Raw genomic sequence first — 19,361 nt, forward strand, 5'->3', positions numbered from 1 at the left:
AATGCCGCTACTGAGACTTAATGTAGAGGTATTTCTCAAACTCATCTATGGTCATCGGCTTGGCAAAATAGTAGCCCTGAATGATGTAACAACCACGGCTAAAGACCTGCTCTAACTGCTCCTGGGTCTCCACCCCTTCAGCCACCACCTTGAGCTTAAGGTTACGGGCCAGCTCTATGATACTGCTGGCGATCGCCTGATCCGCCTCGTTAGTGGCGATATCGATCAGGAAGGAGCGGTCGATCTTCAGCGTGCTGACATCGAAGCTGCGCAGATAGGCGAGCGACGAGTAGCCGGTACCGAAATCGTCGATCGCGACCTCTATGCCGATCTCCCGTAGCGCCTTAAGGTGATCTTTGGCCACATGCAGCTCTTTCATCAAGACGCCCTCGGTGATCTCCAGCCCCAGCATCTTAGCCGGCATGCCAGACTCCTTGAGCGCCTGCTGCACATCTTGAATAAAGTCGGGTTGCCTGAAGTGCACCGCAGAGACGTTGACCGACAGTTTCAACTCGTCGCCGAAATGTTCGGCCCACTTGGCGCCCTGCAGACAGGCCTGCTTTATCACCCAACGGTCGATTTCTATGATCAGGCCGCATGACTCCGCCACCCGGATAAAGATATCGGGACGGATATAACCTTCCTTGGGGTGATGCCAGCGCAGCAGCGCCTCCATGCCCACCACCTTGTCGTCCTTGAGGATATCGATCTGCGGCTGGAAGTAGAGCTCAAACTCCTGCCTGTCCATCGCCTTACGCAGCTCGGCCTCTAACTTGAGGTGATACAGGGCCTCGGCGTTACGCTCGGCCGAGAAGTATTGGAAGTTACCGCGCCCCTCTTCCTTGGCGTGATACATGGCCTGATCGGCGTTCTTGATCAACACCTCGGGCTGTTTGGCATCATCCGGCCATAGACTGACCCCGATACTGGTGGAGATGAAGAACTCACGACCGTAGAGCTCGAAGGGCTTCTCTATCTGGCGGATCAGCGCCTCACACAGATGGTTAACCTCGTCGATATCCACCATGTCGCGCATCAAAATCACAAACTCATCGCCCCCGAAGCGGCAGAGGGTGTGGTTTTCACTCACGCAGGATTGCAGGCGGCTGGCGGCCTCCACCAGCAGGGCGTCGCCCATGCTGTGGCCGTAGGAGTCGTTGACGTTCTTGAAGCGATCCAGGTCAAGGAAGATCAGCGCCAGCTTATCTTCGGTCTGCTCGGCGCGGTGGATACACTTGGCCAGGCGCGCGGCGAACAGGGAACGGTTGGGCAAACCGGTCAGCACGTCATAGTTGGCCAGACGGCGCAGGTCCGCCTCGGTCTGCTTACGCTCAGTGATATCGGAGAACACCGCCACATAATGACTGATGTTGCCGCGATCATCTTTCATGGTGGACAGGTTCAGCCACACGGGGCAGATCAGCCCCTCGGCGCACTGAAACTCGTGCTCGCCGGTCCAGGTGATGCCCTGCTCCAGCAGGATGTTGATCTCATCGCTCCTGTCTTCGCTGCTGTGAACCAGCTGGGCAAAGTATCTGTCGATAAGATCATCGGCGCTCATCCCCAGAATCGACTGGGCCGCCTTATTCGAGACCCTCACCCGCTCATCGGCGTCTAAGATCAGCACCCCTTCCGAGGTGTTGGCAAACGCCTGAGCCAGCAGCTTAACGTCATCTTCCAGCATTCGCTGCGTAGTAATGTCGGTGTAGATACCGGCGACCTTCTTCACTCGGCCGCTAACGGGATCGAACTCCAATGCACGGCCGCGTACCCGGGTCCAGCCCCAAGACTCGTCGGGACGGCGGTAACGATAATCCACATCCAACCTGTCATCCTGCTTCGAGAGCAGGCGTTTCCAGGCGGTAAATACCTTTTCCTGGTCATCGGCGTAGATGGGGAACTCATCCATCTTAAGCTCGAAGGCATCGCCCCTGTCGGGGAAATAGCCCCCACGGTTTTCCAGCAGGAAGGTTTCGCTCTCGCTGTGCCACTCCCACAGCTCTGAATCACTGCCCCGCAGCGATTGCCGCAGCCTGTCCTCGCTCTCCTTGAGCTTCTTGTTGACCCGTCTGAAGGCACCTATCTGTTTCTGACGCAGCAGCAGGAAGTAGAGCCCCACCAGCAAGAGCGAAAGCAGTAGCAAGCCTCTGAACCAGTCGTAGTTCCACCAGTAGTCTTCGACCACGAAGCTGAACGAATAGGGAGTCTGCGACCAGACGCCGTTTTGCTCGCTGAGAATGTCTAAGGTGTAGTGGCCATCCTTGAGGCCCGAGACGTTGACCTGGGACTGGCCCATCAGCTGTAAGTACTTGCTCTCCTCGGACGCCTTGCCGCGGCGCAGACGATACTGCAGCTGAAACGGAATATCGGTCAGATAGTCGAGGCTGGTCAGCTGGAAACTGATCAGGCGCGCGCCGGGTTTTATCAGCATGCCCGCCTCGGGCACCAGCTTGGTCTCCGTGTTGTCCTCGTAGAATACGGAGACAGATTCCATCATGATGCCATCTTCCGCCAGGCGGTTACGCATCTGGGGCACATCCACCAAGGCCACGCCGTCGGGGCTACCGACATAGAGGCCGACGCCTGGCTCATAAAAGGCGGCGCCATCGTTGAGCTCGTGACTGATCAGTCCGTCCTGCTTCTCGATAACCGTGATCCCGCCGGTGGTGAGATCTTGCCTCACCAAGGAGTTGGCACAGCCCAGCACCCGATAGCCCGGCAACTGCTCGATGAAATAGACGGAGCTACACTCCACCTGCCAGTTGTCTGTGAGAAAATAGGTCAGGCCCGTCTTGGGGTGATACTCCACCAGCCCCTTGGGCGAGGTACCGAGCCAGAGCACGCCCGAATCCACCTCATTGATATAGCTGACGTCGACTGAGATGTTGTCGTCGGCGAACAGGTCGATGCGGGAATAGAAGAGCCCCTTGCTATCGATATAGCCGAACAGATTCTCGCCGCCGATCCATAGCTTGCCGTCGGCCGCCCGGTAGATAGAGCGCAGCGGGATCTGATGCAGGGTACCGTCGACGCCTTTGACCTGCATGCGAGTCGGCTCCAGGCTCCCCTTGTCCCAGTAGAACAGGCCTGTGGCGGTGACGAACCACCAGCGCGAGGTGATCAGAGGATCCTTGTAGCTGAAGTAGATCATCTTATTTTCGAGCGAGGTGCGCCCACCGCTGATCTCGGCGAAACGCATGGTCTTGCGCGCCTGCTTGTCGTAGATGAACAGGCCATTGGTGGTGCCCAGCAGCAGACGCTGCTTGTCGAACGCGCTAACTGTGTAGACGCTGTCGTTGACCTCCATCTCATCGGGCAGGTAGGTCTCACTCTTCTTGGCGTCGCGATCGACCTCGATAAGCCCCTTGTCTGTGCCCAACCACAGCTTATTTTGCTCGGCAAAGATACCCCAAATCATCTCGTTGCTAATCTGATAAGGGGCGTTGCGTGTAAAGTTGTCCAGCACGAAATCGGGATCGTCGGCGATGATCGCCAGGCCATCACCCGAGCCACCGACCCAGACCAGGTCGTTGTCGTCCACCGCCAGGTCATAGATGTAGTCGAGATCCGCCGCCAGTTTCAGTTCATTGCTAAAGTGCTTTATCTCAAGGGTGTCCGGGTGCCACTTGATCAGCCCCTCGCGCCCCGACAGCCACAGAAAGCCGAGCTTATCCTGGGCCATCTGGGTCACGTAGAAGGGGATCTGCTCTACCTTCTCCAGGGTTAACGAATCCGGGTAGACACGATACAGGCCGTTGCTCGAGCCCAGCCACAAACGCCCCGCCCTGTCTTCGAACAGGTTCTTTATCTGGCCCTGCTCTTCGGTCCAAGGGAAGATGCCTCTGAGCATCCCCAGGCTGTCTCTAAGCTGCAGCTCATAGCTCTTACCAACGATCAGCTGGGCATCGCCAAATTGCGACAGCACAAACCAGGGCATATCCGGGTCGCTCGGCAAGGCACTGATAAAGGTGAGCGTCATCGCCTTATAATCGAGTCGGTACAGCTCGCCGACATAGCTGAGCAGCACATAGCTACCATCTTTCTGGCGGGTGACCGCCTGCAGCCCGCTGGGATGAAACTCGGGAAACAGCTTGTCGCTGCCCAGCTGGACAAACTCATCTTTGACTATGTCATACAGGTAGGTGTTGGCATAACTGCTGACCAGCAGATGTTGCTTACTCAGGGATTCGGTGAGATAGATATATTCGTCGGAGAGGCGGATATGGTTGGCGTCTTTATCGATACGCCGCGCCTTGGTATCGCTGATGCGGTACAGCCCCTGCTCAGTGGAGAGCCAGGTATAGCCATACTCATCGAAGCTGATGTCGTTTACCGTGGCATTGTTGAGGCCGTCCCGCGCGCTAAAGACCCTCTGTACCAGATCGCCCGCTATACTTGGCGCGGTAAAGCCAATCATGAAAAGCAAACAGCCTAGTAAGCGTAACGCCTGGGTAAAACTCATAGAGGATCCCATCTCAGACAGACAGCACAACGGGGTTGGGGCATAGCGCGAGAAACTTATTATTGTTACAAAAATATAATATATAAGTTAGCCAGCCAAAAAAAAAGCGCTCAATGAGCGCTTTTTCGGATTTCAGAAGCAATTACTTTTTCTTCTTTGCCTTAGGGTTAGGCAAATCGGTAATTGAACCTTCGTAGATCTCAGCCGCTAGACCAACAGACTCATGCAGTGTTGGGTGAGCGTGGATGGTCAATGCCAGATCTTCGGCATCACAACCCATCTCGATAGCCAGACCGATCTCACCCAGCAGCTCGCCACCATTAACACCCACGATAGCACCACCGATCACGCGATGAGTTTCCTTATCGAAGATCAGCTTAGTCATACCCTCTGAGCAATCAGAGGCGATTGCACGACCACTCGCCGCCCATGGGAAGCTTGCTGTCTCGTAAGCGATGCCTTGCTCTTTAGCTTCTTTCTCGGTCAGACCAACCCAAGCCACTTCAGGATCTGTGTAGGCGATTGATGGGATCACCTTAGGATCGAAGTAGTGCTTCATGCCAGCAATCACCTCGGCAGCGACGTGGCCTTCATGCACACCTTTGTGTGCCAGCATAGGCTGACCCACGATGTCACCGATAGCATAGATGTGTGGCACGTTGGTGCGCATCTGCTTGTCGACATTGATGAAACCGCGCTCATCGATGTTTACGCCAGCCTTGTCGGCGTCGATCAGCTTGCCATTAGGTGTACGGCCAATAGCCACCAATACTGCGTCGTAACGCACTGGCTCGGTCGGTGCCTTCTTGCCTTCCATAGAGACATAGATACCGTCTTCTTTCGCTTCAACGGCAGTCACCTTGGTCTCAAGGATCAGGTTGAACTTGTTCTTGATCTTCTTGGTGTAGACGCGAACGATATCTTTATCGGCAGCAGGGATAACCTGGTCGAACATCTCAACCACGTCGATTTCACTACCCAGTGATGAGTAAACGGTACCCATCTCAAGACCGATAATACCGCCGCCCATGACCAGCAGCTTGCCAGGCACTTCTTTCAGCTCAAGCGCATCGGTCGAATCCCAGATGCGTGGATCTTCATGAGGAATGAAAGGCAGTTGAATTGGACGAGAACCCGCAGCGATGATCGCTTGCTCGAAGTGAACCACTTTCACGCCGTCTTCGCCGGCAACTTCGATGGTGTTAGGACCGGTGAACTTACCCAGGCCGTTAACCACGTTCACTTTACGCATCTTAGACATGCCGCCAAGACCGCCGGTCAGCTGGCTGATAACACTCTGCTTAAACTCACGTAGCTTATCGAGATCGATCTGTGGCTCGCCAAATACCACACCGTGGTTTGAGATGGCCTTAGCTTCTTCGATCACCTTTGAAACGTGCAGCAGTGCCTTAGATGGGATACAACCCACGTTCAGACACACACCACCTAGGGTGCTGAAACGTTCTACGATAACAGTCTCCAGGCCTAAGTCGGCAGCACGGAATGCTGCTGAATAACCTGCAGGGCCTGCACCTAAAACCACTACCTGAGTTTTGATTTCGTTACTCATGTTTTCCTCTATTCTTTCTCATTGTGTTGGGAGGAATTCCGGCCCAACCCATTATGACGCCAGCTTTTTGAACGTTAGTTCTTGTAAGGTGGCCGCATTTTAACCTTTCAAGGAGTTAAACAAAAGGCTACTCATGGTGAGTAGCCTTCATCATTACAAAATAAGTGTGCGTATGTCGGACAGCATACTTGACAGGGTCACGCTGAAGCGTGCCGCCATGGCGCCGTCGATCACACGGTGGTCGTAAGATAAAGAGAGCGGCAACATTAACTTAGGCTCGAACTCTTTACCATTCCACTTAGGTTTAATTTCAGACTTAGAAACCCCTAAGATCGCCACGTCAGGATAGTTAACGATAGGCGTAAATGCCGTACCACCGATGCCACCCAGGCTAGAGATGGTGAAACAGCTACCCTGCATGTCGGCCGCTTTCAGCTTGCCGTCACGGGCCTTAACCGAGATCTCCATCAGTTCGGCCGACAGCTCTATGATGCCTTTCTTGTCGACATCACGAACCACAGGCACAACCAGACCGTTTGGCGTATCAACCGCCACACCAATATGGTAGTACTTCTTCTTGATCAGCGACTCACCGTCGGCGCTCAGGCTGGCGTTAAACACTGGGAACTGCTGCAGTGTCTTGGCAACCGCCTTCATCATGAAGACCAGAGGCGTGATCTTAACGCCAGTCTTCTGCTTGGCGGCAATCTCGTTTTGCTGCTTACGGAAGGCTTCCATCTCTGTGATGTCGGCTTCGTCGAATTGAGTCACGTGTGGAATAGTGACCCAGTTACGGTGCAGGTTAGGTCCAGATATCTTCTGGATACGGCTCAGCGGCACTTCTTCCACTTCACCGAACTTAGCGAAATCAACCTTAGGCGCTGCAATCACCTGCAGCCCCCCCTCACCGGCGCCCACGCTAGTGGCCGCAGAGGCTTTAGGACGAGACAGTTCATACTTGATAAAGGCCTGAACGTCTTCCTTGAGAATACGTCCCTTAGGACCAGTACCAGTTACCTGAGTCAGGTCTGCACCAAACTCGCGAGCCAGACGGCGAACCGCTGGCGAGGCGTGTACGGCACCGGTTACCGGCTTGCTACCGGCACTCGGGTGATGGGGCACAGGCGGCTTGCTCGCCGCAGGCGCTGGTGCGCTGGCTTGTGCAACTGGCGCAGGTGCTGCAGCGGCCGGAGCAGGAGCGGCAACAGGCGCACTCGACTGTGTCTCTATGGTCGCGATGACGCTGCCCTGAGAAACCTTGTCGCCCACCTTAACGGTCACAGAAACCAGCTTACCGGCGAACGGTGCAGGGACTTCCATGGTGGCCTTGTCGGTTTCCAGGGTGATCAGGCCTTGGTCGGCCTCAATCACATCACCGGCCGCAACCAATACCTCGATAACATCGACGTCAGACGCATCGCCGATATCGGGCACGCTAATCTCTTTCACTTCGATGCTGGCAGCGGCCGCTGGCGCAGCCTCTGCGCTTGGTGCTGGAGCCGCGCTTGCCGCAGGAGCCGCAGCTTCACCGCCGCTCACCTCAAGCATCAGAACCAGAGAGCCTTGAGAGACCTTGTCACCAACGGCCACTTTCATCTCTTTCACCACACCGGCTGCAGGTGCAGGTACTTCCATGGTCGCCTTGTCAGTTTCAAGCGTGATAAGCCCTGTGTCGACATTTATGCTGTCGCCCACGGCCACCAGCACTTCAATCACGTCGACATCTGAGGCATCGCCGATATCCGGCACTGTCACTTCAATCACTTGTGCAGAGGCTGGCGCTGAAGCAACAGGCGCTGCCGGAGCGGGTGCAGCTGGAGCGGCAACAGGTGCAGATTCTGCTGGTGCAGGCTCGGCGGCCTGCGCCTCACCCGCTTCCATCATGGCGATAAGTGTACCTTCAGAGACGGTATCGCCCACGGCTACCTTAATCTCGGCAAGCTTACCGGCGAAAGGCGCAGGAATATCCATGGTCGCCTTGTCGCTTTCGACGGTAATGATCGATTCTTCGGCGGCGAGGGTATCGCCTACCGCAGCACAGATCTCGATAACCTGTACTTCATCCCCACCGATATCGGGGACTAAAACTTCTTTTAATTCAGCCATGCTCTATCCCCTTACGCGAACTGTGGGTTGATCTTGTCAACATCGATGCCGTACTCGGCAATTGCTTGCGAGAGTACTTCAACTGGCAACTCGTTGCGGTCAACCAGCGACTTCAGTGCGGCGATCACGATGAACTTGGCATCCACTTCGAAGTGGTGACGCAGGTTCTCGCGGCTGTCACTGCGGCCGAAACCGTCGGTACCCAGCACCTTGTAATCGGTAGGAACATAGGCGCGTAGCTGCTCGCCATATATCTTCATATAGTCGGTGGCAACAACGGCTGGAGAATCGCTAGACAACACCTGGCTGATATAAGCCTGCTTAGGCGTTTCGGTTGGGTGCAGCATGTTGTAACGCTCTGCCGCCTGACCGTCGCGAGTCAGCTCGTTGAAGCTGGTCACGCTGAATACGTCTGACGAGATACCGAAGTCTTTCGCCAGCGCCTGCGCCGCCTTACGAACTTGTTCAAGGATGGTGCCACAGCCCATTAGCTGTACCTTACCCTTGCCGCTACCAGACACTGATTCCAGCTTGTAGATACCCTTGACGATACCTTCTTCGGCACCCTCTGGCATCTCAGGCTGAACATAGTTTTCATTCATCGTGGTCAGGTAGTAGAAGATATCTTCCTGGTTTTCGCCATACATGCGACGGATACCGTCTTGAACGATAACTGCAATCTCATAACCATAGGTCGGGTCGTAAGAGATACAGTTAGGAATAGTGTTAGCCAATACGTGGCTGTGACCATCCTGGTGCTGCAGACCTTCGCCGTTCAGGGTAGTACGGCCTGACGTGCCACCAACCATGAAGCCACGAGCACGCATATCACCTGCCGCCCATGCCATGTCGCCGATACGTTGGAAACCAAACATAGAGTAGTAGATGTAGAATGGGATCATTGGCGTATCGTTAACCGAGTAGCTGGTCGCCGCTGACACCCAAGAAGACATGGCGCCTAGCTCGTTGATACCCTCTTGCAGTACCTGGCCCGACTTGTCTTCGCGGTAGTAAGCCACCTGATCCGAGTCTTGTGGTACGTACTTTTGTCCTTCGTGAGCATAGATACCCACCTGACGGAACAGACCTTCCATACCGAAGGTACGCGCCTCATCCGGGATGATAGGGACAATGTTCTTACCTATCTTCTTATCTTTCAGCAGCGCAGTCAGAATACGGACGAACGCCATTGTGCTTGAGATCTCACGACCGTTAGAGCCCTTGAGGATAGAGTCGAAGATCTTCAGTGAAGGCACTTCGAGGTCTTCACTGAACTTCTGACGGCGAGCAGGCATAGAACCGTGCAGCGCGGCGCGGCGTTCCTGAAGGTACTTCACCTCTTCCGAATCTGGACCTGGGTGATAGAAAGGGATCTCTTCTAGCTTGTCGTCAGGGATAGGGATATTGAAGCGATCGCGGAAGTAACGTACGGCGCTGATGTCCATCTTCTTAACGTTGTGCGCGATGTTCTTACCTTCACCGGCATCACCAAGACCATAACCTTTAACTGTCTTAGCCAGGATTACGGTTGGACGACCCTTAGTGTTCTTAGCGTGTTGCAGCGCGGCATAGATCTTCACTGGATCGTGACCACCACGGTTGAGGCGCCAGATGTCGTCGTCAGACATGTTAGCAACCATCTCGGCCGTTTCAGGGTACTTACCGAAGAAGTGCTCACGGGTATAAGCGCCACCTTTGGCCTTACAGTTTTGGTATTCGCCGTCGACGGTTTCTTCCATCAGCTGCAGCAGCTTACCGCTGGTGTCGCGAGCCAATAGCGGATCCCAGTAGCGACCCCAGATGACCTTAGCCACTTCCCAGCCAGCGCCGCGGAATTCGCCTTCAAGCTCTTGAATGATCTTGCCGTTACCACGTACAGGACCATCTAGACGCTGCAGGTTACAGTTAACGATGAAGACCAGGTTGTCCAGCTCTTCACGAGCGGCCAGACCGATAGCACCTAGCGTTTCTGGCTCGTCACACTCACCATCACCCAAGAAGCAGTATACGGTTTGCTCAGAACAATCTTTCAGACCACGGTCGGTCAGGTATTTCAGGAAACGTGCCTGATAGATAGCCTGGATAGGACCCAGACCCATAGAAACTGTTGGGAACTGCCAGTAGTCAGGCATCAACTTAGGGTGCGGGTAAGATGATAGACCCTTGCCGTCCACTTCCTGACGGAAGTTAGCCAGTTGATCTTCGGTCAGGCGACCTTCGAGGAAAGAGCGCGCATAGATACCAGGAGCGATATGACCCTGGAAGTAAACCAGGTCACCACCATCCTTCTCGTTTGGCGCACGGAAGAAGTGGTTGAAGCAAACATCGTAAATGGTTGCACTAGAGGCGAAACTGGAAATGTGGCCACCCAGCTCAAGATCTTTCTTCGAACCACGCAGTACCATGGCCAAGGCGTTCCAACGAATGATGGCGCGAATGCGACGCTCCATCTCTTGGTTACCTGGCATATGAGGTTCCTGACCGGCAGGAATCGTGTTGAGGTAGGCGGTGGTCGCCTTATAAGGCAGATGTGTACCGTTACGACGAGCCTTGTCGATTAGTTTCTCAAGAAGAAAATGAGCACGTTCCGGACCTTCTTGCTCTAATACGGCTTGTAATGAATCGACCCACTCTTGAGTCTCTAACGGATCTAAATCTTGCAGCATATGTTCAGACATTTCGCAGTCCTTCCCTATATACATTAATTGTATGAATTGAATAATAAAAAGTGGCAGCTAGACCTAAGCCTACGCGCCACTCTTCAAACGGCGCAGACTACGCTGCAACCGGCTATCTTCTTCCCTCACAGACAACATCACTTCCTCAATGTAGCTTAGATGCTCGTTTGAGGCTTCTCTTGCGGCTTCGGGATCACGGCGCACGATGGCGGCAAGAAGATCTTGCCTATGCTCGTTCGCCATTTTAGAGGCATCAGCTCTGCGCTTTAGCAACTCTAGGTTTTGCGCCACATTCTTATGCAGCACGGGAGATAAACTCAGTACCAAGTGCAGCATAGCCACGTTGTGAGAGGCCTCGGCAATGGCGCGATAAAAACACACGATCGCCTCTGCCTTCGCCTCGATGTCAGACGCAGCTTCTACCGCTTGGATTTTTTCTTTGATGTTTTGCATGTCGGCATCGGTACCCCGAAGTGCCGCAAAGTAAGCCATCATGCCTTCAGTGGCGTGACGAAACTCGAGAAGATCATACTGACTCTCGGAATCGCTGTGCATCAGCTCCACAATAGGATCGGCAAGACTCTGCCAAAGTTGCTCTTTGACATAGGTACCACCGCCTTGACGACGCAGCAGCAAGCCTTTTGCTTCTAACTTTTGAATTGCTTCACGAAGAGATGGTCGAGAGACTTCGAATTGCAGTGCCAATTCACGCTCTGGTGGTAATTTCTGACCCGGTTGCAGACTCCCCTCCAGGATCATCTGCTCCAGCTGATTCATGATCACGTCAGAAATTTTTGGCTGGTTGATTTTGCTATAAGCCATATGGCCCTCAGCTCCTATTGTAAATTGGTCTTACCAATTTAATTGACTGAGCGCACTTTATCAAATCACATTTCAGATGTCCAGTTCGTGATCTGCTTCATGTAAACTCACGATTTGTGAGAATAGCTTATATTTATGATTAAGGGGTCTGACCATTGCTCCAAGCACCTAGAGTTGGCATTAAGCAGAAGCAAGGAGGCGAGTCAGGCGCTAAATAGCCACCGGTCTCGCCCAGTCCCTACACTACCACCCCGAAGATCGTCAGCAAAGAGAGACCGATCACGAGTAAGATAAAGTTTCGCTTACTCAACTGTAGCAAAGAGATGGTCGATTGGACGCAAATTGGTGTAGGTGAATTAAATTCAACTGTCTCTGCCGCCAAGGCAACCTCGGAAATCACATCTCGCGCAGGACAGCGCCAGCATAGTGCCTGCTGCCGCCAACGGCTAAATGCCAGCGAAAAGTGGCCACTGAGTACGTAACCCAGCGCGATCAAGCGGCTCGGCAGCCAATCTAGTAGCATCAAGGCGGTATCCACTAAGGGAAGATCCGCGCCTCGGCTCTTGGCATCGTCTGAGAAATAACGCACGGTACAATAAAGTACGGCACCGGCCGGTCCGAAGAAGATAAGGTATAAGGCCACGGCACCATAGAAACGGTAGTTAAGCCAGGCAACGGTTTGCCCGACCTTCTCGCCAAGATCCTGCTCGGAAACGGCATTGAGTGACACATAGGGATCGAGCTCATCGGCAAAATGGTAACAAGCCTGGGCATCGCCGCGGCAGGCTGCCTGTATATACTGTTTGAAGACCTGACGCTGTTTGAGATGACTAAAACAGAGAATCGACACCCCAACCCAGAGCCCAAGGCTCAACAGCCCCCAAAACATGCCGGCCACGAACCAGGCCAGCACCTGCACAGCTATCGCTGGCAGAATCAACGCAATCGCCATCATAAGGTCATTGGTTAGCTGCTTGCGACCAAAGAAACTCTTGGCATACAAGGCTAATAGGGTTTCTAGCTGCCATGCCTGGGGTAATAGCTTGAGGCGCTCAATCATGATCGCCAACAATAAGGAAAACAGTGCCATCTTACTCCCCTCTCCCTTCCATCTGATTATTTTACTTTTGGTCAATGAAACTATTGAGTAGCTTAGCCAGTCACTAGGCTGACGCGATATCTGTGCCAGTCGAAACTCTCACCCGGATCTGTCTTACGCCCTGGCGCGATGTCACTGTGCCCGACGATAAGATTTCTATTGAGCATAGGATATGCGTCAAACAAGACCAAGGTTAATTGCGTGAGCCGCTCATACTGCTCGTCGGTATAGGCGAGGCTATCTGTTCCTTCAAGCTCTATACCTATGGCAAAGTCGTTACAACCCGTTCGCCCTGCAAACGAGGAAACGCCTGCGTGCCAGGCGCGATCATCACAGCTAACATACTGCACCAACTCGCCGTCTCGCCGGATCAAAAAATGTGCCGACACCTCTAACCCTTGTAGGTCGCAAAAACTTTCATCGGCCTGAATATCCAAACAACCTTGAAAAAGCTGATCGATATAGGGCAAGCCAAACTGCCCGGCAGGCAGGCTAATGTTGTGGATCACCAGCAGGCTCACCTCATCATCTGGACGGGCATTAAAATGTGGCGAGACACATTGTCGACACTCTCGAATCCAACCTTTATGCAATGTCATGTTAGCCACAGACCAATCTACCTCCAAACAATATCAAGCCGTTAGCACTTTAACCCAATTCGGATAATAGCTGCCAGTCACACGAGACCAATGATTACAAATCGGCACAAATTGCGTCTATCTTCACCGCGTAGCGCTAAATATCCCTGCTTTTTCAATCAGGGATTTGTTACTATTAACGGCATATAGCTAAGTGCTCGCAGCCTTTGAATCAAGAGAGATAACCCATTCGAGCCACAAGTGATGCGCTCAGGGAGTGCGGCGAGCCGCCATGAGGAAAGAAAGATGCTGGAAAATGACATTAGATTAGCCGTCAAAGTCGCACTCGAAGAAGATTTAGGTTTTCAGGCCGATTCAAATCTTACTGCCGAAGAAAAGTTAAGTCTGGATATCACGGCTCAGCTTATTCCTAGTGATAAGTATGCGCAGGCTAGCTTGATCACCCGCGAAGAAGGGGTCTTTTGTGGTAAGGCCTGGGCAGAACAAGTCTTTAACCAGCTAGGTGGTGAAGTTGCCTTACATTGGCATGTGGACGATGGCGATCTCGTCTTACCGAACCAAGTGCTTTGTGAAATGTCAGGTTCGGCCCGTGCCATCCTGACCGGTGAGCGCACCGCGATGAACTTCATCCAGACACTATCAGGCGTTGCCACCCTAACCAAACTCTATGTCGACAGACTGGCGGGCACCCACTGCAAGCTATTAGATACCCGCAAGACGATTCCAGGTCTGCGCACGGCGCAAAAATATGCCGTCACCTGCGGTGGTGGCAAGAACCATCGTATCGGCTTGTTCGATGCCTTCCTGATCAAGGAAAATCACATCATGGCCAGTGGCTCAATTGCCTCTGCCATTAATGCCGCCCGCCAGCTTGCCAGCGATAAGCTAGTGGAGGTCGAAGTCGAAAGCATAGACGAACTCAAGCAGGCACTCGATGCCGGCGCCGATATCGTCATGCTCGACAATTTTGACGTCACCATGATGATAGAGGCGGTAGAGCTAAATAATAGCTATAACGAAAACCAGCGTGTAAAACTCGAGGTATCGGGCAACGTGACGCTAGACACCATCTCAGATTATGCCAAGACAGGCATAGACTACATTTCAGTCGGCGCCCTCACTAAGCACGTCAAGGCGCTGGATTTGTCGCTACGACTCAAAGACTAGTTTAGAGTCGCTATAACCTGAACGACTATTACCAGCTGTCAGTCTGATCACCAACCAGACTGGCAGCAACATTTTAGCAACAAACAATCTTCTTAATTACTATTGTTCAAAAACCAATCGCCCGATAAACACTATGAGCGCAGCTAAAAATTTGACACTGTTGCGATGAGTGCCAATTTTTCGGTCAAAGTCATAATTACGCTATAACTTTTTTTACAAAAAAAAATTTTATTAGACAAATTCACCATCAAATTAGTACTTTGATGCGATTTACGGTTCCCTTTTTGTTAACTTTGTACTAACTTTGGCTATAGGCGAGATGGCCCTTTCGGCCAGCTTACCATGAAGGTAAACCGACTTAGTAAGTCGGAAGCATTAATTATCGTTAATTGAAGATTTTCTAGACTAGCGACAAGTTTAATGAAACATACCGTTAACAATCTCTGTGTTTGCGAGAGCGCGATACGGGCAAACATTAAACAAGTCACAGCTTAAAAGCCTGCTGGAAAAAGTTAAGATGCTGACGATAAAGATATGATTTCTACTGACTAAATTGCCAAATGGTGCAGTTTGCCGAATGAAGATTAATCAAACTTAGAGTGAAAGCCAAGAATGTAGAGGTAAAGCATGGTAAAAATTGCCAGCTTACCGAACTCATTTTAGGAATTCATAAAATACTAGTTGATAGCAATAACGATTTGACCAAGGACGACGTCAAAAGCTACGCAGGAGCAAGCTGAAATAGCGGTCTCAGCACCACATTCTAAGGTAGTGGCTATGATATTGGTTACTTGTACAAGTTTAACTATTACTATAGGGTTAACACTAGAATAGTTGTGCTGCCATCCTGCTATAGTCAGCATTAGGATGAGTCGAATCAGAGTTCTGTCAAACGGAGAGAGTAAAAATGAAAGGTATCAAGAAGACTAACGCTAAGGGTTTCACCCTGATTGAATTAATGATCGTTGTTGCAATCATCGGTATTCTCGCCGCAATTGCACTGCCTGCTTACAAAGAGTATGTAAACAAAGGTAAGATCAATGCCTGCCTAGGCGAAGCGACTGCCTATGTTAAAGCTGCATCAGCTGCGGTAATTGGTGAAACAACAATTCCCGATTTCGCTCCAACCTCTTGTACAGGGGCTATTACTAAGCCTACAAACCTGGCCTCTCTGACAGGTACAGCAACTACTAAAGCGCAAGACGAGAACACCACAACTATTAGTTGTGACTGGCCAACGGCTACTTGTAAAGCATCTTAATGTATAAAGATCTGAAAAAAGGCCGCTAGCTCGGCCTTTTTTTTTACTGCGTAAATCCTTTCAATTCTCAGCCAATCCATTTGAATTTTACTCTGCAAAATAATTGCATGATGCAAAAATCTGCATAAAACTTTAAAAAACAACTCGATATTTCACCTTCGAAAAACTTAATTCATCACATTTCCTCTCAACCATATCCGAGGGAAGAAGCCAGCAGAGAGTCCTTCATGATTGTATGAAATAAACATTACCGCCGAAAAAAACGTAACGACTAAGAACTGCATTATTATAATCCAACGTTTAATGCGACAATCATCAATACAATCATTTTGCTGTGGGCTAGATATAGATAAAGCTAATACAAGAGAAAACAATAATTGAGAAAAAGGCATGACTAGTACTCCACTCAACTGTGAATAGCACAACCCAGACAGCAAAGAAAAATAAAATGGATATTTTGAAAAAGACTCGTTTATTCCTACCGACTTCAAAACGTTAAATACAACATGCAATGCCACCATAACAAAAATCAAACAAACCAATACACCATTCTCATATAAAACTTGCATAATAATATTGTGGGGATGCGCATGGGGAAAGGGCTTTCCTTCTGCCCAGGTGAAACTCATCGGACCAAACCCCAACCAAGGAGAATCAGGAATAGCCTTCAATATAAACAACCAAAAATCCAATCGACCTGAGCTAGTCGTTCTGAGTTGAAATGTTACATTATCAAAAAGATAATAAGGAATTATCTTAATTAGTAACAACCACAGCAAGATACCAAAGGCCAATGGCCGTAACACCTCATAAAGAAAGCCTATTCGCCTTTCTCTTTCCAAGTTAAATAAGAACAAAATAAAAACCAGAAAAAGTGATAAAATTGCACCACGAGCATCGGTCTGAAGAAATACTAACCAGTGCAGCGTCACAATAAAAACAGAGAGCTTCTTAAACTTCCTCAAACCATCACAACAGAATGGAATATATAACAATGGAACAATCATAACCTGCAACTGATTAAAGAACCTTGCATTAGTATAATCAGAAATCAAACCGTGAATATCGAAGCTATTGACATCCACATAGGAGAAAATCAAAAACAGAGAGTACTTAAAAAGAGTCAGTAGTGAAAAGAACAAAACACCAGCAAACAATACGGAACACAACGTTTTTTCATCTAAACTTCTTAATGACACCGAAAAAAAATAAAACGCTGTTATTAACATACAAATGTTGGTTACATCAACAAATGCCCAGAACACATGCCGACTAAAGAGTGCAGACACCAATAACAACAAAACGAAAACAGTAAAACCAACTGCCTTATAAAAAGATACATGAAAGGTTATATCTTGCTTAGTGAAACAAAGGCCTAACAAACACAACCATATAAAGCCAACAACCAAAAATCTTTTCAGATCATATTCATTTTCAAGCCCTAATAAAAAATACAAGTCATAAGAAAAAAGTGTTCCTGCAACGAAAATAATAAATAAACCAACAAACACTCCTAACGCATACACTCTTGTAGTCATTTCTCCACCTAAAATAGCACACAGCCTCCATAGACATTAGCATACAGGAACACTAACTAGTAACCACTCGCTTTTATTAAAATTTTCGCCCTTGCACCTTACTAGGTTTAAGAGACTAAACAACAAAGCACAAGACACCACAACTGTGGCACTTTCATTGCCTAAACTCACTCTTTGACTAATTTGGCGATATTGTCAAAATATTGTCAACAAAAGGAATTTTTACTAATACCGTCACTAAGCTCGTCTCTACAAAAAAAGCATATTTTCTATATTGACAAAAATGACAAATCCATAAAAAAGCGTTACTATTTTAGAACTTCTGTTCATTTGGAGCACTCATGCCTTCAACCGGTCTACATTTGGGATTATCGACCCTTTTTATTCGCAAAGGACTACTTAGCGAAGAGCAATTGTCAGAAGCCGTAGATCTATCCCGTAAAAACAAGCAACCTCTAGTCAGTACTTTAATTGCTACCAAAGTGCTTTCAGCTAGGGAAGTGGCAGAGCTATGCTATGAAGAGTATGGTACGCCTTTGTTGGACTTAAATGAATTTGATATCAGCAGCATTCCGGAAGCATTCCTAAATAAAAAGCTAATTGAAAAACACAAGTGTCTTCCATTATTCAAGCGTGGAAACCGTCTATATATAGGGACTTCCGATCCTACCAATATTGCAGCATTAGAAGACTTTCAATTTAGTGCAGGGTTACATGCGGAGGCGATTCTCGTTGAAGATGACAAACTAACAGTCGCTCTTGAGAAGGTTTTAGAAGAAGATATCTCTGCGCTCGATTTAGATGGCATAGATGAAGATTCACTATCCGGCATTGAAATTACAGATACCGACAAGCGCCAGGAAGAACAACAGGGCGACGCAAGTGACGATGCTCCTATCGTCATATATATAAACAAGATACTCACCGACGCCATACGTAAAGGCGCGTCAGACTTACACTTCGAACCTTATGAAAAACGCTATCGTATTCGATTTCGCATCGATGGTATTTTACATGAAGTATCAGAACCTCCTGTTAACTTATCAGGACGAATTTCAGCGCGTCTAAAAGTAATGTCAAAACTCGATATCGCCGAACGTCGAGTTCCTCAAGATGGCCGAATTAAGATGAAGCTGTCTCGCACTAAATCTATCGATTTTCGTGTCAGCACCTTGCCGACAATTTGGGGCGAAAAGATCGTAATGCGTATCTTAGACTCCTCTTCTGCCCAACTCGGAATTGAAAAGCTCGGCTACGAAAATGATCAACGCAAACTCTATGAAGAAATGTTGGCAAAACCTCAAGGCATGATCTTGGTAACCGGCCCTACAGGCTCAGGTAAAACAGTATCCCTTTATACAGGCCTTAATATTCTCAATACCGAAGAGCGCAACATTTCAACCGCTGAAGACCCAGTCGAAATTAACTTAGAAGGCGTCAATCAGGTTCATATTAACTTGAAGGCTGGACTCACCTTCGCCTCGGCGCTGCGCTCTTTCTTACGTCAAGATCCCGATGTGGTCATGGTGGGTGAGATACGTGACTTGGAAACCGCCGAAATTGCCATTAAAGCAGCACAAACCGGTCACTTGGTACTTTCGACCCTTCATACCAACTCGGCTGCCGAAACGCTAACTCGTCTGATAAATATGGGCGTCCCAGGTTACAACATTGCCAGCTCAGTTAACCTAATTATCGCCCAACGTCTCGCCAGAAGGCTTTGTACCGAATGCCGTCAACCGGAAGAAGTCCCCGAACACGAACTACTGAAACTCGGTTTTACACAAGCACAAATTGATGAAGGCTTTACCGTCTATAAGCCAGTTGGCTGTGACCTTTGCTCTGGCGGTTATAAGGGGCGTGTCGGTATTTATGAGGTGATGAAGATGTCAGATGAGATTGCCCGTACTATTATGGAAGGAGGAAATTCTTTGCAAATTGCCACCCAGGCTAAAGAGCAAGGAATGCGAGATCTCAGAGAATCTGGACTACGAAAGGTTATTGCCGGCGTAACAAGTATTGCCGAAATAAATCGTGTAACTAGCTTCTAAACCTCAGC

At 49.9% G+C, this 19,361-nt stretch carries 11 protein-coding genes; 3 read left to right on the forward strand and 8 right to left on the reverse strand.

Annotated elements, in window-relative coordinates:
* Positions 1-7: 7 nt before the first annotated feature.
* The 7 genes from SHEW_RS17725 to ampD all read right to left on the reverse strand — a co-directional run bounded on the left by SHEW_RS17725 (position 8) and on the right by ampD (position 13,336).
* Positions 8-4,462, reverse strand: coding sequence for an EAL domain-containing protein (locus SHEW_RS17725; RefSeq protein ID WP_011867224.1), 4,455 nt, complete (start codon positions 4,460-4,462; stop codon positions 8-10).
* Between the two features lie 142 nt (positions 4,463-4,604).
* The gene (gene lpdA, locus SHEW_RS17730) at positions 4,605-6,032 is read right to left on the reverse strand and encodes a dihydrolipoyl dehydrogenase (RefSeq protein WP_011867225.1); all 1,428 of its coding nucleotides are present in this window, start codon (positions 6,030-6,032) and stop codon (positions 4,605-4,607) included.
* A 153-nt stretch (positions 6,033-6,185) separates the two neighbouring features.
* A complete protein-coding gene (aceF, locus tag SHEW_RS17735; protein ID WP_011867226.1) occupies positions 6,186-8,138 on the reverse strand; it encodes a pyruvate dehydrogenase complex dihydrolipoyllysine-residue acetyltransferase in 1,953 nt (650 codons plus the stop codon).
* 11 nt (positions 8,139-8,149) lie between these two features.
* The gene (gene aceE / locus SHEW_RS17740) at positions 8,150-10,816 is read right to left on the reverse strand and encodes a pyruvate dehydrogenase (acetyl-transferring), homodimeric type (protein WP_011867227.1); all 2,667 of its coding nucleotides are present in this window, start codon (positions 10,814-10,816) and stop codon (positions 8,150-8,152) included.
* A 69-nt stretch (positions 10,817-10,885) separates the two neighbouring features.
* Positions 10,886-11,638 carry a pyruvate dehydrogenase complex transcriptional repressor PdhR gene (gene pdhR / locus SHEW_RS17745; RefSeq protein WP_011867228.1) on the reverse strand — a complete coding sequence of 251 codons (753 nt, stop codon included), beginning with the start codon at positions 11,636-11,638 and terminating at the stop codon, positions 10,886-10,888.
* 238 nt (positions 11,639-11,876) lie between these two features.
* Positions 11,877-12,728, reverse strand: coding sequence for a beta-lactamase regulator AmpE (ampE, locus tag SHEW_RS17750; protein ID WP_011867229.1), 852 nt, complete (start codon positions 12,726-12,728; stop codon positions 11,877-11,879).
* Between the two features lie 62 nt (positions 12,729-12,790).
* Positions 12,791-13,336, reverse strand: coding sequence for a 1,6-anhydro-N-acetylmuramyl-L-alanine amidase AmpD (gene ampD / locus SHEW_RS17755; RefSeq protein ID WP_041406754.1), 546 nt, complete (start codon positions 13,334-13,336; stop codon positions 12,791-12,793).
* A 285-nt stretch (positions 13,337-13,621) separates the two neighbouring features.
* Between ampD and nadC the strand changes: the two genes are divergently transcribed.
* A complete protein-coding gene (gene nadC / locus SHEW_RS17760) occupies positions 13,622-14,503 on the forward strand; it encodes a carboxylating nicotinate-nucleotide diphosphorylase (RefSeq protein ID WP_011867231.1) in 882 nt (293 codons plus the stop codon).
* Positions 14,504-15,410: 907 nt separating this feature from the next.
* Complete coding sequence (locus SHEW_RS21030; protein WP_011867232.1) at positions 15,411-15,764, forward strand: type IV pilin protein; 354 nt, start codon at positions 15,411-15,413, stop codon at positions 15,762-15,764.
* A gap of 167 nt (positions 15,765-15,931) precedes the next feature.
* Here SHEW_RS21030 and SHEW_RS17770 read toward each other — a convergent pair whose 3' ends face one another.
* Positions 15,932-17,302, reverse strand: coding sequence for an O-antigen ligase family protein (locus tag SHEW_RS17770; RefSeq protein ID WP_011867233.1), 1,371 nt, complete (start codon positions 17,300-17,302; stop codon positions 15,932-15,934).
* Between the two features lie 341 nt (positions 17,303-17,643).
* Between SHEW_RS17770 and pilB the strand changes: the two genes are divergently transcribed.
* Positions 17,644-19,353, forward strand: coding sequence for a type IV-A pilus assembly ATPase PilB (gene pilB, locus SHEW_RS17775; RefSeq protein WP_011867234.1), 1,710 nt, complete (start codon positions 17,644-17,646; stop codon positions 19,351-19,353).
* Positions 19,354-19,361 lie beyond the last annotated feature (8 nt).

The organism is Shewanella loihica PV-4 (genome assembly GCF_000016065.1).
Classification (GTDB): Bacteria; Pseudomonadota; Gammaproteobacteria; order Enterobacterales; family Shewanellaceae; genus Shewanella; species Shewanella loihica.

Excerpts from the sequence above, each read along its gene's own strand:
- SHEW_RS17725 (WP_011867224.1), bottom strand. The coding sequence starts at position 4,462 with ATGAGTTTTACCCAGGCGTTACGCTTACTAGGCTGTTTGCTTTTCATG.
- SHEW_RS17770 (WP_011867233.1), bottom strand. The coding sequence starts at position 17,302 with ATGACTACAAGAGTGTATGCGTTAGGAGTGTTTGTTGGTTTATTTATT.
- aceF (WP_011867226.1), bottom strand. The coding sequence starts at position 8,138 with ATGGCTGAATTAAAAGAAGTTTTAGTCCCCGATATCGGTGGGGATGAA.
- nadC (WP_011867231.1), top strand. The coding sequence starts at position 13,622 with ATGCTGGAAAATGACATTAGATTAGCCGTCAAAGTCGCACTCGAAGAA.
- ampD (WP_041406754.1), bottom strand. The coding sequence starts at position 13,336 with ATGACATTGCATAAAGGTTGGATTCGAGAGTGTCGACAATGTGTCTCG.
- lpdA (WP_011867225.1), bottom strand. The coding sequence starts at position 6,032 with ATGAGTAACGAAATCAAAACTCAGGTAGTGGTTTTAGGTGCAGGCCCT.
- pilB (WP_011867234.1), top strand. The coding sequence starts at position 17,644 with ATGCCTTCAACCGGTCTACATTTGGGATTATCGACCCTTTTTATTCGC.
- aceE (WP_011867227.1), bottom strand. The coding sequence starts at position 10,816 with ATGTCTGAACATATGCTGCAAGATTTAGATCCGTTAGAGACTCAAGAG.
- ampE (WP_011867229.1), bottom strand. The coding sequence starts at position 12,728 with ATGGCACTGTTTTCCTTATTGTTGGCGATCATGATTGAGCGCCTCAAG.
- pdhR (WP_011867228.1), bottom strand. The coding sequence starts at position 11,638 with ATGGCTTATAGCAAAATCAACCAGCCAAAAATTTCTGACGTGATCATG.
- SHEW_RS21030 (WP_011867232.1), top strand. The coding sequence starts at position 15,411 with ATGAAAGGTATCAAGAAGACTAACGCTAAGGGTTTCACCCTGATTGAA.